The sequence below is a fragment of the Halorhodospira neutriphila genome (genome assembly GCF_016584055.1).
Lineage (GTDB): Bacteria > Pseudomonadota > Gammaproteobacteria > Nitrococcales > Halorhodospiraceae > Halorhodospira > Halorhodospira neutriphila.
On sequence record NZ_NRSH01000048.1, the window covers coordinates 1 to 15,252 of the forward strand.

At 71.9% G+C, this 15,252-nt stretch carries 13 protein-coding genes; 4 read left to right on the top strand and 9 right to left on the bottom strand.

The window, feature by feature from the left end:
* Positions 1-197 precede the first annotated feature (197 nt).
* The 8 genes from CKO13_RS05755 to CKO13_RS05790 form a co-directional block, all read right to left on the bottom strand.
* Positions 198-395, bottom strand: coding sequence for a hypothetical protein (locus tag CKO13_RS05755; protein WP_200257754.1), 198 nt, complete (start codon positions 393-395; stop codon positions 198-200).
* A gap of 4 nt (positions 396-399) precedes the next feature.
* Complete coding sequence (locus CKO13_RS05760) at positions 400-981, bottom strand: electron transport complex protein RnfA (RefSeq protein ID WP_200257759.1); 582 nt, start codon at positions 979-981, stop codon at positions 400-402.
* Positions 971-1,627, bottom strand: coding sequence for an electron transport complex subunit RsxE (gene rsxE / locus CKO13_RS05765; RefSeq protein ID WP_200257760.1), 657 nt, complete (start codon positions 1,625-1,627; stop codon positions 971-973). Before rsxE ends, CKO13_RS05760 begins: the two co-directional genes overlap by 11 nt.
* Positions 1,627-2,316: an RnfABCDGE type electron transport complex subunit G gene (locus CKO13_RS05770; RefSeq protein WP_200257761.1), complete on the bottom strand. Its 690-nt coding sequence runs from the start codon at positions 2,314-2,316 to the stop codon at positions 1,627-1,629. The genes rsxE and CKO13_RS05770 overlap by 1 nt, the downstream gene beginning before the upstream one ends.
* Positions 2,313-3,332 carry an RnfABCDGE type electron transport complex subunit D gene (locus CKO13_RS05775; RefSeq protein ID WP_200257762.1) on the bottom strand — a complete coding sequence of 340 codons (1,020 nt, stop codon included), beginning with the start codon at positions 3,330-3,332 and terminating at the stop codon, positions 2,313-2,315. The genes CKO13_RS05770 and CKO13_RS05775 overlap by 4 nt, the downstream gene beginning before the upstream one ends.
* Entirely contained in the window at positions 3,329-4,669 is a 1,341-nt protein-coding gene (gene rsxC / locus CKO13_RS05780) for an electron transport complex subunit RsxC (RefSeq protein WP_200257765.1), read from the bottom strand. Before rsxC ends, CKO13_RS05775 begins: the two co-directional genes overlap by 4 nt.
* A gap of 2 nt (positions 4,670-4,671) precedes the next feature.
* The gene (locus CKO13_RS05785; protein WP_200257770.1) at positions 4,672-9,645 is read right to left on the bottom strand and encodes a 2-oxoacid:acceptor oxidoreductase family protein; all 4,974 of its coding nucleotides are present in this window, start codon (positions 9,643-9,645) and stop codon (positions 4,672-4,674) included.
* 136 nt (positions 9,646-9,781) lie between these two features.
* On the bottom strand, positions 9,782-10,678 hold the full coding sequence (locus tag CKO13_RS05790; RefSeq protein WP_200257771.1) for an RnfABCDGE type electron transport complex subunit B: 897 nt from the start codon (positions 10,676-10,678) through the stop codon (positions 9,782-9,784).
* Positions 10,679-10,887: 209 nt separating this feature from the next.
* Between CKO13_RS05790 and CKO13_RS05795 the strand changes: the two genes are divergently transcribed.
* From CKO13_RS05795 to CKO13_RS05810, 4 genes are read left to right on the top strand one after another with little or no spacing between them, the layout of a single operon-like run.
* Positions 10,888-12,486, top strand: a complete 1,599-nt coding sequence (locus CKO13_RS05795; RefSeq protein WP_200257779.1) for a thiamine pyrophosphate-dependent enzyme — start codon at positions 10,888-10,890, stop codon at positions 12,484-12,486.
* The gene (locus CKO13_RS05800; RefSeq protein ID WP_200257784.1) at positions 12,483-13,034 is read left to right on the top strand and encodes a 2-oxoacid:acceptor oxidoreductase family protein; all 552 of its coding nucleotides are present in this window, start codon (positions 12,483-12,485) and stop codon (positions 13,032-13,034) included. Before CKO13_RS05795 ends, CKO13_RS05800 begins: the two co-directional genes overlap by 4 nt.
* An 11-nt stretch (positions 13,035-13,045) precedes the next feature.
* Entirely contained in the window at positions 13,046-14,383 is a 1,338-nt protein-coding gene (locus CKO13_RS05805; protein WP_200257785.1) for a phenylacetate--CoA ligase family protein, read from the top strand.
* 25 nt (positions 14,384-14,408) lie between these two features.
* Positions 14,409-14,843 carry an amino acid-binding protein gene (locus tag CKO13_RS05810; RefSeq protein ID WP_200257786.1) on the top strand — a complete coding sequence of 145 codons (435 nt, stop codon included), beginning with the start codon at positions 14,409-14,411 and terminating at the stop codon, positions 14,841-14,843.
* Between the two features lie 18 nt (positions 14,844-14,861).
* On the opposite strand, the gene CKO13_RS05815 is transcribed toward CKO13_RS05810, so the two are convergent.
* A partial coding sequence (locus tag CKO13_RS05815) for an energy transducer TonB (RefSeq protein ID WP_200257788.1) occupies positions 14,862-15,252 on the bottom strand: 391 nt, incomplete at its 5' end.

A 15,252-nucleotide genomic window follows, 5' to 3' on the forward strand; every position in this document is an offset into this window, starting at 1 on the left:
CCCTTGCGGGTCCCCTGCGCTTCTCACCCGAGCGGGGCCGCGCGCTAAACTCGCTTCGCTCGGACAACGCGCGCTCGCCGAGCGGCTGGCGCCGCTCGGCGTCCCCGCTCGGGCTGCGATGCTCGGCACGCTCGAAAGGGCGTGAGGGCCCCCTCCGCCCCAGCGCCCGGACGGCACCGCGCCCCGCGGGTGCAGCGCTACGGCGCGGTGTCGTCGCGCCGCTGCTGGCAGGCGCCGGCGAGCTTGCACAGCCCGCAGCCGCCGCCCTCGCCGCTCCCCTCGCCGGCCGCCGGATCGGGGCAGCGCTCGTGGACGCGCCGGGCGGCCCGCTGGACCAGCACCCAGCCGGCGGAGAGGGCGAAGATCAGCAGCACGGCCACCAGGTAGCGGAGCACGGCGTCAGCCCCCCAGGCCGGCGAAGCCCATGAAGGCCAGCGAGAGGATGCCAGCGAGCATCAGGCTCATGGCCGCCCCGCGCGCCACCGAGGGGACGTCGGCCAGGTCGACCTTCTCGCGCAGTCCCGCCATGAGGACGATGGCCAGGATGAAGCCGGCGCCGGCCCCGAGGCTGTACGCCAGCGACTGCAGCAGGTCGTACTCGTAGTCGGTCTGGAACAGGGCCACGCCGAGGATGGCGCAGTTGCTGGTGATCAGCGGCAGGTAGATGCCCAGCGCCCGGTAGAGGGCGGGGCTGAAGCGCTTGATGCTCATCTCCACGAGCTGCACCGCCGAGGCGATCACGGCGATGTAGGCGATCAGGCGGAGGAACTCGAGGTCGAAGGCGGTCAGCACCTCGTTGATCAGCCAGGCGGCGACCGAGCTGATGAGCATGACGAAGGCGGTGGCCACCCCCATGGGGAAGGCCGTGCCGATCCGCCCGGAGACGCCGAGCACCGGGCAGATGCCGAGGAACAGGGCCAGCACGAAGTTGTTGATGATGGCCGCGTTGAGGAAGATGTACGGCAGCGACTCAGCGCTCATCGGCGGCGACCTCCTGGGTGGCGGCGTGCGCCTGGCGGCGCTCCTTGATCCAGGCGAAGAGCAGCAGCCAGCCGCCGAGCACGAAGAACCCGCCCGGCGGCAGGAGCATGACCACCCACGGCTCGAAGCCCTCGCCGAAGACGGGCACGCCGAGCAGCGTGCCGGCGCCGAGCAGCTCCCGGACGGAGCCCAGGCAGAGCAGCGCCAGGGTGAAGCCGGCCCCCATGCCCAGGGAGTTGACCACGGTCCGGAGCACCCCGTTGCGCGAGGCGAAGGCCTCGGCGCGGCCGAGGATCATGCAGTTGACCACGATGAGCTGGATGAAGGCGCCGAGGGCGTTGTAGATCTCCAGGCTGATGGCCTGGATGAGGTAGTCGACCACCGTGACGAAGGTGGCGATGATGACGATGTACGCCGCGATCCGCACCTCCTTGGGGATGAGCCGGCGCAGCACCGAGACCAGCGCCGTCGAGCACAGCAGCACGAAGGTGGTCGCCAGCCCCATGGCCAGGGCGTTGGCCACGGTGTTGGTCACCGCCAGCACCGGGCACATGCCCAGCAGCATCACGAAGACGGGGTTCTCCCGCCAGATGCCGCTGAGGAAGGTATCCAGGGTGATGGGTTGCTCGTCGCGCTTGGTGGCCATCAGCGCTCCCCTTGCAGGTCGGACCAGTGGGGGGCGAGCCGCGGCAGCAGCGAGCCGGCGCTATTGTCGAGGATCCGGCCGACGGCGTTGGAGGAGATCGTCGCCCCGGTGATGCCGTCGATCTCGCCGGGCTCGTCGCTCTCGCCGGGCTCGACGGTGCGGATCGGGTGGGCCAGCGCCTCGCCCTCGGGGCCGAGGCTCGCCTCCAGGTCCTTGAAGTTCGCCTTGAACTGCGGGTCGGTCTCGATGCGGTCGCCGAGCCCCGGCGTCTCCTTGCTCTCGAGGACGGTCATGCCGACGATCTCCTCGCGCGCCGGGTCGTAGCCGTAGAGCAGGCGGATGGTCCCGGCGTAGCCCCGGCCCGCCGCCTCGATGGCCACGCCGCGGAAGTCGCCGTCGGCGTCGTAGCCGGCGTGGACGACGGGGCCCGAGGCCGCGGCCTGCGCCTTGGGGACGAGCCCGGAGCCGGTCAGGACGTAGTCGCGGCGCTGCTCGGCGCCGGGGATGACCTTCAGGACGCCGGCGCGCAGCGCCGCGCGCTGGTTCTCGGCGATGATCGGGCGCGTCAGCTCCACCACGCTGACCACCAGCAGCCCCGAGATCAGGGCGATCACCCCGAGGGTGGCGATCAGCCGGAGGCTGGAGGTCGGCGCCGGTGGCTGCTGCTGCTGTGAGGCCGGTGCGCTCATGCCCCCCTCCCCTTGCGCTTGCCGTAGGGCCGCGGCTGGGTGATCTGCTCGATCAGCGGCGAGGCGGCATTGCCGAGGAGGATGGCGTACATCACGCCCTCGGGCTGGCCGCCGAAGAAGCGGATGATGATCGCCAGAAAGCCGATCAGCAGGCCGTAGAGCCACACCCCGGCGGGGGTGACGGGGGAGCCGACCATGTCGCTGGCCATGAAGACCGCCCCGAGCATCAGCCCGCCGGAGAAGAGCACCGCCCACGGCGTCGGGAAGTGGCCCGGGTCGGCGGCGTAGAAGGCCGCCGCCGTCAGGAAGGCGCTGGCGAGGATCGCCGCGGGGATGCGCCAGTTCATGGCGCCGCGGGCGACCATGAACAGCCCGCAGAGCAGGATCAGCAGCGCCGAGGTCTCGCCGGCCGAGCCCGGGGTCATGCCGGTGAACAGCTCCCAGGCCTGGAGCTCGGCGCCCTGGAACTTCCACTGCCCCAGGGGGGTGGCGGCCGTGTAGGCGTCCACCGGCGCCGGGGTGGTGAACGGCGCCGTCAGCGTCGACGGCAGCAGCTCGGTGAAGCGCGCCGGGTGCCCCGCCTCGGTCCACGTCGAGATCGCCTGGGGGAAGGCCGCCGCGGCGAAGGCCCGCCCGATCAGCGCCGGGTTGAAGGGGTTGAAGCCGAGCCCGCCGAACAGCGCCTTGCCCAGGGCGACGCCGACGAAGCCGGTGACGGCGGCCATCCACAGGGGGAAGCCGGGCGGCAGCGTCAGCGCCAGGAGCAGCCCGGTGATGACCGTGCTGTAGTCGCCCAGCGTGCTCCCCCGCCCCGAGAGGCGGTTGAACAGCTGCTCGGTGAGCACGCAGGCCAGGGTGGTCGTCGCCATCAGGGCGAGCGCGCTGAGGCCGAAGTGGTACACCGAGAAGGCGCACACTGGCAGCAGCGCCACCACCACGGTGCGCATGATCTGCTCGACGCTGCCCGCTCGCTTGATGTGCGGCGAGCTCTTGATCTCGATACGCGGGGGGGTCAAGACTTACGCTCCCGGTTCAGCGCCTTGGCGATTCGAAAGTACTGGACCAGCGGGATATTGGAGGGGCAGACGTAGCTGCAGCAACCGCACTCGAAGCAGTCGTTGAGGTTGAAGCGCTCCTCCATGGCCTGGTATTGGCGGTTGGCGGCCAGGCGGCCCAGCTCCGCCGGGTTGAGCCCCACGGGGCAGGCCTCCAGGCAGCGGCCGCAGCGGATGCACGGCTGGCTCGAGGCGACCACCTCCTCGGCGGCCTGCGGCATGACCAGCAGCCCGGAGACCCCCTTGGTGATGGGCACATCCAGCGAGGCGACGGTGTTGCCCATCATGGGGCCGCCGAGGATGATCCGGCTCGGGTCGTCCTCCCGGTAGCCGACCGCCTCGAGGATGGCGCGCAGCGGCGTGCCGATGGGCACCCGGTAGTTGCCCGGGCGATCGACGCCGGGCCCGGAGACGGTGACCACCCGCTCGATGAGCCCCTCGCCGCGCGGCAGCAGGTGCCCGAGCTGCGCCAGGGTGCCGGCGTTGTTGACCACGACGCCGACGTGGAACGGCAGCCCGCCGGAGGGGACCTCGCGGCCGAGCAGGGTCTTGATGAGCATCTTCTCCGAGCCCTGCGGGTACTTGCTCTTGACCGCGCGAACGGTGATGGGCTCGTCGGCGCCGATCTGCCCGCGCAGGGCGGCGATGGCGTCGGGCTTGTTGTCCTCGACGCCGATCAGCGTGCGCTCCGCGCCCACCGTCTGCATGGCCAGCCGGACGCCGGCGAGCACCAGGGCGGGCTGCTCGAGCATGATGCGGTGGTCGGTGGTCAGGTACGGCTCGCACTCGCAGCCGTTGACCACCAGCGTGTCCACCGCGTGGCCGTCGGGGATCGAGAGCTTCAGGTGGGTGGGGAACGCCGCCCCGCCCTGCCCGACCAGCCCCGTCCGCTGGACGGCCTCGATGAGCTCGGCGGTGCCGAGGCGCTCCGGGTCGCAGGGCCGGGACCAGCGCACCGCCTGGCTGTCGCCGGGGGCGGTGCGCAGGATGACCGCCCGGCTCTTGGGGCCCCGGGCCGTGGGCATCAGCTCGACGTCCTCCACCACGCCGGTCACCGGGGCGTGGATCGGCACCGAGCGCGGGCCCTGGGCCTCGGCGACGGGCTCGCCGCGGACCACCTCCTGGCCCTTGCGCACCAGCGCCCGCGCCGGGTCGCCGAAGTGCTGGTCCAGCGGCAGCACCAGCCGCGGGGCGAAGGGCAGCCGCCGGATGGGCTGCCCGGCGGTCAGCTCCTTGTACTCCGGCGCCTCGACCCCCCGGCGGAAGGTCCGGCCTCTGAGCAGTGACAGCAGCTCCATGGTCAGTTGAACTTCGCTGCCCGCTTCTGGAGCTTGTCCAGGTTCGGCTCGCTCGGGTCGAACGGCGTCCCGGGGTGGATCGCCAGGGCCGGGCACTTCTCCGCGGCGCGGACGATGTCCTTGTAGCTCGCCCCCTTCGGGTCCTTCACGACGGCCTGCTTGTTCTCGTCGTAGGCGAAGACGCTCGGGGCGATCTTCAGGCACTCATCGCAGGCGGTGCACTCGTTGCTCTCCACCCAGACCGGGTCGTACTCGGCGTCGAGCCCGGCGCCCTGGCCGGCGGCCTCGCCCGCCGGCTCGCCGGCGGCGCCCTGCCCCGCCGGGCCGGCGTCCGCCCCCTCGAGGCTCTCGGCCAGCTGCCCGGCCCCGTCGCCGCTGGCGAGGTTGAGCAGGGTGGCGCTGAGCCGCTGCGCCATCTCCTGGCGCGTCTGCGCGGCCACCGCCTCGGGGTCGACCTGCTCCTGGTCGAGGCCGAGCAGCCCCTTGAGCTGGTGCCAGAAGCTGCGCCGCTCCTCGGTCGAGCGCACCAGCTCCTCGGAGACCAGCACCCGCACCAGGCGGTTCTGGTCGTCCACCGCCCAGATGTAGGGGTAGAGGTCCTCGCGCTCCGCCTCGGGCAGCTCGAGGAGCTCGGTCAGCGGGATCATGTCGTCGCTCCACGCCTCCGGCGGCACCTTCTTGAAGTGCTTGCGGAAGCGCCCCTCGGTGAGGGCGAAGTCGGCGAAGGTCAGGGGCAGCTCCATGCCCTGCTGCTCGCCGTCCTCGTCGACGTACTGCAGGGTGTAGGAGTGCCAGTCCTGCTCCAGGGAGGGGTTGCCCTCCAGGTCGCTGCAGTCGCGGAAGGTCACGCCGCGGTCCGGGTTGTAGCGGAACAGCGGGTAGGCCCGCGACTCCACCGCCAGGCGCGACTGCTCGAAGGCGACGTCGTCGCCGATGCCGTGCTCCGGCGGGCAGACGGCGTAGACGTTGAACACCGCCGGCCGCCGGGCGTTGAGCCCCTCGATGAAGCTCTCGAGCAGGTGGGTGACGTTGGAGATCGAGCCCTGGGCGACGTAGCTGGTGCGGTGGGCCATGCCGATGAGGCTGATCTCCTTGCGCAGCTCGTCCTTGCCCTTCCACGCCTTGCCGTAGGGGGCCATGTCGGAGACCTGGCTGATGAACCCGGAGGTGCAGGCCTGGCCGCCGGTGTTGGAGTAGACCTGGGTGTCGAGGACCAGGACCTTGATCGGCAGCCCGGACATCATCGCCCGCGAGAGGTTCTGGAAGCCGATGTCGTACATGGCGCCGTCGCCGCCGAGGCTGACCACCGGCGGGCAGAGGGCGAACTCCTCGTCGCTGAACTGCTCCCAGTTGAACTGCGCGAAGAAGTCGTCGTGGGTCGCCGGGTCGTACTCGCCGCCGAGCTCGAGCTCGGCCATGCGCACCGCCTTGAAGCCCTCGGCCATCTTCGCCATGTGGCCCTCGAAGATGCCGATGGCGATGGACGGGCTATCCTGGAAGAGGTGGCTCGTCCAGGGGAAGGGGTACGGGTTGTAGGGGAAGGTGCTCCCCCAGACCGAGGTGCAGCCCGTGGCGTTGGTCATGCCCATGTCGGCGCGGCCGCGGCCGGTCGGCCCCTCCTTGTAGCGCCAGCGCAGGTCCTTGAGGCTGTCGAGCACCCCGGTGACCCAGCGCAGCCACTCCGGGTCCACGGTCTGGCCGCCGCGGCCCTCGTCGAGGGCGCCGGACAGCCGCGAGAGGGTCAGGTCGCGGTCGGCGTGCTCGTCGATGACCTCGTTGACGGCGCTGGCGTCGGAGAGGTCCACGCCCTCGGCGAGCTTGAGCCGGATGTGCTGCTCGAGCTGCTCGATCAGGCTGTCGAGCTTCTCGACGTGCTTGCGCACCCGCGGCTGCATCAGCGCCGTCACCGTGGCGGTGAACAGGTGCACCGCGGTCTTCTCGCCGCAGCCGAGGCAGGCGCCGTCGCCGGACTCGAGGGAGTTGTAGGAGCGCTTGTCGAGCAGCAGCGTCTCCAGCGCACCGATCCCCTCGTCGAGGTCGTCGATGCGGATGTACTCCGAGCGGGTGCTCGGCAGGTCGAGCCAGAACGACCAGTTGCGGCGCATCCGCTCGACGTCCTCCTGCGCCTGCGGGGCGACCTCCAGGGCCCCCTCGGGGCAGATGCGCACGCACTCCATGCAGCCCTTACAGGTGTAGGGGTTGACGGTCAGCGAGAAGAGGCCGCCGCTGCCCGGCGACTGCTTCTCCTTGGCGCTGAAGTAGGGGCGCGTGGTGGCGAACTGGAACTCGCTGAGCTCGTCGCGCAGCCAGCCGAGCTCCTCGCTCAGCCGCTCCTGGTCGCGGCCCTCGAGCTCGGTGTCGGCGAGCAGGCCGTCGATGGCGCGCTCGAGCTCGGCGCGCACGTCGGCGCCGTCGCCGATCTCGACGAGGGCCTTGCGCAGGCGCTTCTCGAGATCGCGCACCGCCCGGCGCAGGTGGCGCGTCGGCCGCCCGCCGGTCTCGATGCGCCGCACGGCGGTGTCGAGGACCTCACCGATGGTGTTGACCAGCCCCGGCAGGGCGCTGTCCGGGCAGACGGCGTAGCACTCGCCGCAGGCCGTGCACTTGGTCGGGTCCCAGGCCGGGTACTCGAAGCGCACCTGGGTCATGTCGCGGTAGATGCCCGTGGAGGCGGGGATCAGCGACTGGCCCATGAAGGGGTCGGCGAGGCTGTCGTCGCCGTAGCCGGCGGCGTAGCCGCTGCCGACCTGCTCCCAGAAGCGGTGGACGTCGGCGCGGCGGTCCTCGGACTGCGGCAGGCGCTTGAGCATCACCGGCATCTCGGGGACGCGCCGCTGCGCCTGGGCGGGGACGTTGGCGGCGCCCTCCAGCGGCTTGTCGGTGATCTCCTGGACCTCCTGGAAGCCACGACGGACCACCCGCAGGTTGTCCTGCACGACGCGGTCGCCCTTGGCGCCGAACTTCTCGCGCAGCTGCTCCTCGATGGCGCGGAAGAGCGAGTCCTCATCCAGGCCGCGGCGCTCCATCACCGGCGAGCCGGCGAAGAAGGCGCCCTGGAAGGCGATCCCCTGCATGCGGAACTGCAGGTCGGCGTCCGAGGCCTCGTCGCGGGCGATGCGGAAGGCGTCGACGAAGAAGGCGCGGATCTCGTTGTCGACGATGTAGCGCTGCGCCCAGGCCGGGAAGCCCTGCCAGACCGCCTCGGCCGAGCCGAGGTTGGACTGGATGATGAACATCCCGCCCTTGCCGAGCCCCGAGAGGGGGTTGGAGTGGTCGAAGACGTTCGGGTCCGGCGACAGGACCACGTCCACCTGCTTGAGCTCGCTGCTCATCCGGATCGGCTCCGGCGCCGCGGCGAGGTAGTAGGTGGTGGGCTGGCCCTTCTTCTCGGAGCCGTACTTCGGGTTGGCCTTGATGTGGTAGTCGAGCAGGTCGAAGAGGGTCATGGCCAGGTTCTTGCCCGTGGTCATGGCCCCCCAGCCGCCGACGGAGTGCAGCCGCACGGCGATGGTCCCCTCGGGCATCAGGCTCGGGTTCTCGGAGCCGCGCAGCGCCAGCTTGTCGATCCCCGGGTAGGCCTCCTGCAGGGCCTGCTGGTGGAGCTCCTGCTTCGGGGTCGCCGGGTTGTCGTGGACGAAGTCCACCGAGAGGTAGAAGAAGTTGCGCTGGCCGCCGCCGGGGAGCATGTTCTCCACCGCCGCGATCAGCCCCTCGGGCTGCAGGTCGCGGGAGCCGAGCCCGTAGGCCCCGGAGTAGAGCCGCGGGGCGTCGCCGTGGGCGAAGGCCGGGTAGTCGGGGTACGGCGCCGGCTTGCCGGCGGCGCCGTTCTCGATGGCCTTGCTCAGCGCCGCGCGCGTCTCGCGCATGATCGGCAGGTCCTCGCCGAGGGGCTGGTCGGTGCGCTCGAGCACGGCCACGCCCTTGCGGCCCTGGAGGAACCGGGCCAGCGCCCCGCCCGGGAAGGGGCGGAACATCGTCAGGTTGACCACGCCGACCCTCAGCCCGCGGCTCTCGCGCAGGTGGTCGGCCACGGCCTCGGCGGTGGCCACCATGCTGCCCTGGCCGAGGATCAGGTACTCGGCGTCCTCGGTGCGGTAGCCGGAGACGCGCTGGTAGCGCCGCCCGGTGAGCTGGAAGTACTCCTCCATGCACGCGTCGGTGATCTCGGCGACGTGGTCGAAGAAGTACGGCCGCTGCGCCGCCACCTGCTGCATGAACGAGTCCTGGTTCTGCACCGACCCGGAGAGCACGGGGGCGTCGACGTCCCAGATGGCGGGGATGCGCCGGCGCTTGTCGCCGTAGATCATCCGCTGCGACGGCGTCGGGCAGTCGATCCAGTCCTCGGGGCGGCCGAGGAACTCCTCGATGAGCTCACGCTCCGGGATGCGCAGCGACTCGATCAGGTGCGTGGTCAGGAAGCCGTCCTGGGCCACGGCGCCGGGGTTGAGGGCGAGCTCGGCGACCTTGTGGGCGATGATGTTGAGGTCCGCCGCCTCCTGGGCGCTCTTGGCGAAGACCTGGAAGAAGCCCGTATCGTCGATGCAGTGGTAGTCGTCGTGGCTGGCGTGGACGTTGAGCGCCGCCTTGGTGATGGCCCGGCAGCCGATGTTGAGGATGTAGGGCAGGCGCTTGCCGGCGGCCGCGTAGAGCGACTCGTGCATGAAGGCCACGCCCTGGGCCGAGGAGAAGTTGATGGCGCGCAGCCCGGTCATGGAGAGCCCGGCGGTCACCGCCGCCGCGGCGTGCTCCGACTCCGGCTCGATGAACACCAGCGCGCGCCCGGAGATATTGACGTGGCCCTTGGAGACCTCCTCGGCCCACATCTCGCCCATCTGGGTCGAGGGCGTAATGGGATAGGCGCCGGCCGCATCCGAGGCCTCGCGCTCGCACTGGATCACGGCGGTGTTGCCGTCCATGGCCCCGCGGAGCCCTTGGTACTTGATCAGCTCCTGCGACGTCGTGCGCTTGAACAGCATATCGCCTCCCTCATTCCTCCAGCCCCTTGGGCCGTCTTCGTTTTTTGATGGCATCCCAACCCCGGTCCCCAGCCGTTAGGCCGCCTCGCCGGCCGGGGCAGCGGCCGGCCAGCGGGTGCGCGCGTCGCTGTCCCCCTCAGACGCGGGGCAGCGGCTCCATGCGCGGCAGTGGCTCCTTGCGGGTGATCTTGCGAGCACTCGAGCCCTTGCGCGGCTGGCCATCGTCGTCGATCCAGACGATGGCGCCGGTGGGGCAGCGCTCGATGGCTACGGGAGAGGCCAGGTCGTTCTTGGTGTAGTCGATGACCGCGAGGTTCTGCTCGATCCGGATCAGCCCCTCCGGGGCGTCCATGACGCAGCGCCCGCAGCCGGTGCAGACCACCTCGCAGTGGGCCTGCGCCTCGTCCTGGGGGTCCTTGTTGCTGCAGTTGACCCACAGGCGGTGGCTCTCGGGCTGCAGGCTGAACAGCCCCTTGGGGCAGATCTCGACGCAGTCGCCGCAGGCGGTGCAGCGATCGGTGTCCACCACGGGGAGGCCGTAGCGGTTGAGACGGATGGCGTCGAACTCACAGGCCTCCTCGCAGTCGCCCAGGCCCAGGCACCCCCAGACGCAGCCCTTGCCGCCGCCGGCGACCAGGGCGGCGGCGCGGCACGACTTCAGCCCCTCGTAGCGGGCCCGGGTGGCCGCCACGTGGGTGCCCCCGGCGCAGGCCAGGCGGGCGACCAGGCGCTCGCGGCTGCCGACGCTGACGCCGAGCAGCTCGGCGATCTCCTGGTTGAGCTCCGGCGAGTTCACCGTGCAGCGTGCCGGCTCGGTCTCGCCGGCGATGAGCGCCTCGGCGAAGGGCCGGCACCCGGCGTAGCCGCACGCCCCGCAGTTGGCCCGCGGCAGGAGGTCCTCGATCTGCTCGATGCGCGGATCCTCCGGGACGTGGAGCAGCCGGTTGGCGAGCGCCAGGATGCCGGCCAGCAGGGCGCCGAGCCCGGCCATGAAGCCGCTCGCCAGGGCGATGTGTGAGACTGCGGGGGTCAAGCGCCGTCCCCTCCCCTCATCAGCGTGTCTGATTTGTGCAGTGAACAATAACGACAGCAAAGTACCCTCACTGTCATAATCAGGTCAAATATCAGGTCACTCGGGGCGGACGCTCGCCGGCGGGCCCTCCCCCCTCCCTGCCTTGATCGCGCGCGGGGTTCTCTCTATGCTCTTGCCGGCTCGATCCAGCCCGACACCGCGGAGCACCCATGGCCACGCAACTGCTCACCGGCAACGAGGCCGTTGCCCAGGCGGCCCTCGACGGCGCCGTCTCGCTGGGCACCGGCTACCCCGGCACCCCGTCCACGGAGATCCTCGAGCGCTTCGACGCCCTCGGCGGCCGGGCGCAGTGGGCCCCCAACGAGAAGGTCGCCCTCGAGGTGGGGCTCGGCGTCGCCTTCGCCAACGCCCGGGCGCTGGTGACCATGAAGCACGTCGGGCTGAACGTCGCCGCGGACCCGCTGTTCAGCGCCACCCACACCGGCGTGGCGCAGGGGCTGGTGATCGCCGTCGCCGACGACCCCGGCATGCACTCGAGCCAGAACGAGCAGGACACCCGCCACTACGCCGAGGCCGCCGGCGCCCCGCTGCTCGAGCCCGGCGACGCGCAGCAGGCCTACGACTACACCCTCCAGGCCCTCGAGCTCTCGGCGCGCTACCAGCTGCCGGTGATCCTGCGCATGACGACCCGGGTCTGCCACTCCAAGAGCCCGGTGCGCCCCCGCGAGGCGCGCATGGAGGCCCCGGCGCCGCGCTACGAGCGCGACATCCCCGGCCGGGTCATGATCCCGGCCTACGCCCGGCCGGCCCACGAGCGCCTGCGCGAGCGCCTCGAGGCCCTCGCCGGCGACCAGGCCCCGGCGGCGCTGCTCCGCGAGGAGGGCACGAGCACGGCCCTGGGGATCGTCGCCAGCGGCGTGGCCGCCGCCCACGCCCGCGAGGCCGCCCCCGAGGCGCGGCTGCTCGAGGTCGGGATGAGCTACCCCGCCCCCATGGGGCCGATCCGCGCCTTCGCCGAGCAGGTCGAGCGCTGCGTGGTCCTCGAGGAGGGCGACCCCTACCTCTACCGGGCCGTGCGCGCCGCCGGCATCGAGGTGGAGGGCAAGCCGGAGCCCTTCCGCTGCGGCGAGCTCACCGCCGACCGGGTCCGGCGGATCCTCGAGCGCGACGGGCGCCCCGAGCCGGCCCCCGAGGCCGCCGGCGAGCCGCCGCGGCTGTGCGCGGACTGCTCCCACCGCCGGGTCTTCCAGGTCCTCTCGCGGCTCGAGTGCATCGTCTCCGGCGACATCGGCTGCTACACCCTCGGCGTCATGCCGCCGTTCGAGGCCATGGACACCTGCGTGTGCATGGGCGCGAGCGTCAGCGTCGGCCTCGGCCTGCGCCACGCCCTGCCCGCCGAGCAGGCCCGGCGCGTGGTCAGCGTCATCGGCGACAGCACCTTCGTCCACACCGGGATCAACGGGCTCGTGGAGATGGCCTACAACCCGCCGAACACGGGCCACGTGCTGCTCATCCTCGACAACGACACCACCGCCATGACCGGGCTGCAGGAGCACCCGGGCACCGGGCGGCGGCTCGACCACCGCCCGGCCGAGCGCAAGCTCCGCTACGAGGCCCTCGCCCTCGCCATGGGCATCACCAACGTCCACACCGTCGACCCGGCGGAGTCGGCCGAGGAGCTCGAGCGGCTGGTCCGCGACTGCCTGGCCAGCGAGGAGCTGGCGGTAATCGTCGCCCGCCACCCCTGCTCGCTGGCCAGCCGCCGGCTCGCCGCCTTCCAGGGCGAGGGGGAGTCCTCGGGCTCATGAGCGGCGGCACGGTCACCAGCGTGGTTATCGCCGGGCTCGGCGGCCAGGGCATCGTCACCGCCTCGGACATCCTCGCCGAGGCCGCCTTCCGCGCCGGCCACGAGGTCAAGAAGAGCGAGATCCACGGCATGAGCCAGCGCGGCGGCTCGGTCAGCAGCGACGTGCGCTTCGGGGGCCGCGTCCACAGCCCCATGGTGCCGCTCGGGGCGGCGGACTACCTGATCATCAGCGAGTCGACCCAGGTCGCCCCCAACCGCCACCGCCTCGCCCCGCACGGGCGGCTGATCACCCCGGCGGCAGTGCCGCAGCTGTTCAACGAGGAGGACCCGCGGCGCGCGGCGCAGGCGGCCAAGATGGTCAACGTGGCCCTGCTGGCGGTCCTGAGCGCGCACCTCGAGCTCCCCGAGGGGTGCTGGCTGGCGGCGATCCGCGCTACCCTGCCCGAGCGGCTCCACGCCATGAACGAGCGCGTCTTCCGCCAGGCGCGGGGACTGGAGACCATTTTCGCGAGCCTCACCGGCGGCGGCCGGGGCGGGCGCGCGCAGTAAGGGGGAGCACGATGGTCGAGCAAGCGGCGCCGGCCGGCGCCCGGCAACCCTTCCAGCTTTCGAGCGCCCCGGACTTCCTCCCCGAGGCGCAGCTGCGCACCCTGCAGCTCGAGCGGCTGCAGGCGACCGTGGCGCGGGCCTACGAGCGGGTCAGCCTCTTCCGCGAGCGCTGCCAGCAGCGCGGCGTCACCCCGGCCGACATCCGCAGCCTCGCGGACCTGCGGGCCCTGCCGTTCACCGTCAAGACGGACCTGCGCGATACCTACCCCTTCGGCCTCTTCGCCAGCCCCAAGGCGGACGTGGTGCGGCTGCACGCCTCCAGCGGGACCACCGGCAAGCCCATCGTCGTCGCCTACACCGAGTCGGACCTGGCGATCTGGTCGGAGGTGATGACCCGCACCCTCGCCGCCTGCGGGCTGCACGCCGGCGATACCGTCCAGAACGCCTTCGGCTACGGGCTCTTCACCGGCGGGCTCGGCGCCCACTACGGCGCCGAGCGCCTCGGCGCCACGGTCATCCCCACCTCGGGGGGGAACACCGAGCGGCAGATGATGGTGATGAAGGACTTCGGGGTCACCGCCCTGTGCGCCACCCCGAGCTACTTCCTCCACCTGCTCGAGCGCGCCGGCGAGCACGGCATCGACTGGTCCGAGCTGCCCCTGCGCGTCGGCGTCTTCGGCGCCGAGCCGTGGACGGAGGCCATGCGCCAGCGCATCGAGCAGCTCAGCGGCATCCGCGCCTACGACATCTACGGCCTCTCGGAGATCATCGGCCCCGGCGTGGGCAGCGAGTGCAGCGCGCAGCACGGGCTGCACCTCTTCGAGGACCACTTCTACCCCGAGATCATCGACCCGGAGACCGGCGAGCCCCTGCCCGACGGCCAGGAGGGGGAGCTGGTGCTCACCACGCTGACCAAGCAGGCGATGCCGATGATCCGCTACCGCACGCGGGATATCACCTCGATCATCCCCGAGCCCTGCCCCTGCGGGCGGACCGTCCGGCGCATCGAGCGCATCGGCCGGCGCAGCGACGACATGTTCATCATCCGCGGCATCAACGTCTTCCCCTCCCAGGTGGAGGCCGCGCTGCTCGCCGTCGAGGGCACCCTGCCCCACTACCAGATCACGCTCACCCGCGAGCACGGGCTCGACCGCATGGAGGTGGCCGTGGAGGTCACCCCCGAGGTGCTCAGCGACACCGTCGGCGGCATGGCGGGGCTGCAGCAGCGCCTGGCCGAGTCGCTGGCCCACGTCATCGGGGTGCGCATCGGGGTGCGGCTCGTCGAGCCGCGGACGCTGCCGCGCAGTGAGGGCAAGGCCCAGCGTGTCGTCGATCAGCGCGACGTCTAGCCGTCCCGCTCGCTAGGGGGTCACCATGAGGCTCAAGCAGCTGTCGCTGTTCCTGGAGAACCAGCCCGCCCACCTCCGGCACCCTTGCCGGATCCTCGCGGACGCGGGCATCAACATCCGCACCCTCTCGCTGGCCGACGCCGAGCAGTTCGGCATCCTGCGGCTGATCGTCGCCGACTGGCAGCGGGCCCAGGCGGTCCTCGAGGAGGCCGGCTGCGCCGTGCGCGTCGACGAGGTCGTCGCCCTCGAGGTCGACGACGAGCGCGGCGGCCTCGCCGAGGTGCTCGCCGTGCTCGAGGGCGGCGGCCACAACGTCGAGTACATCTACGCCTTCACCGCCGGGCGCTCGGGGCGCGCGGTGCTGATCATGCGCTTCCGGGACACCGACGCGGCCATCGCCACGCTGCGCGTCGGGGGCGTGCGGGTGCTCGAGGCGGCGGAGCTGCTCGGCGGCGGGTAGGGCCCGAGGCGGCCCGGCTCAGAGCTCGAAGCGCATGGCGATGCGGAAGCGCTTGCGCGGGGCCTGGACCGGCCCGGGCAGCGCCCGGAAGCGCCCCACCGCCTCCACCGCCTCGCGCGCCGCGCGCTCGAGGGAGGCGGCCCCGGCCCCCTCGACGATGCGCACGTCGGCGATCCGCCCGTCGGCGTGGACGGCGAACTCGACGACCACCTGCCCCTGCCGCCGCAGCCGGCGGGCCATGAGCGGATAGCGCTTGTGGGCCCCGATGGCGGCGCGCAGCTCCGCCTTGTAGGCCTTTAGGGCATCGCGGGCCTGCTGCCCCGGCTCCGGGGAGTCCCGGGAAGACGGCGCCCGGGCCGGCGCCTCGGCCCGCGCGGCGGAGCGATCCGGCGCGGCGCCCGGCTCGGGG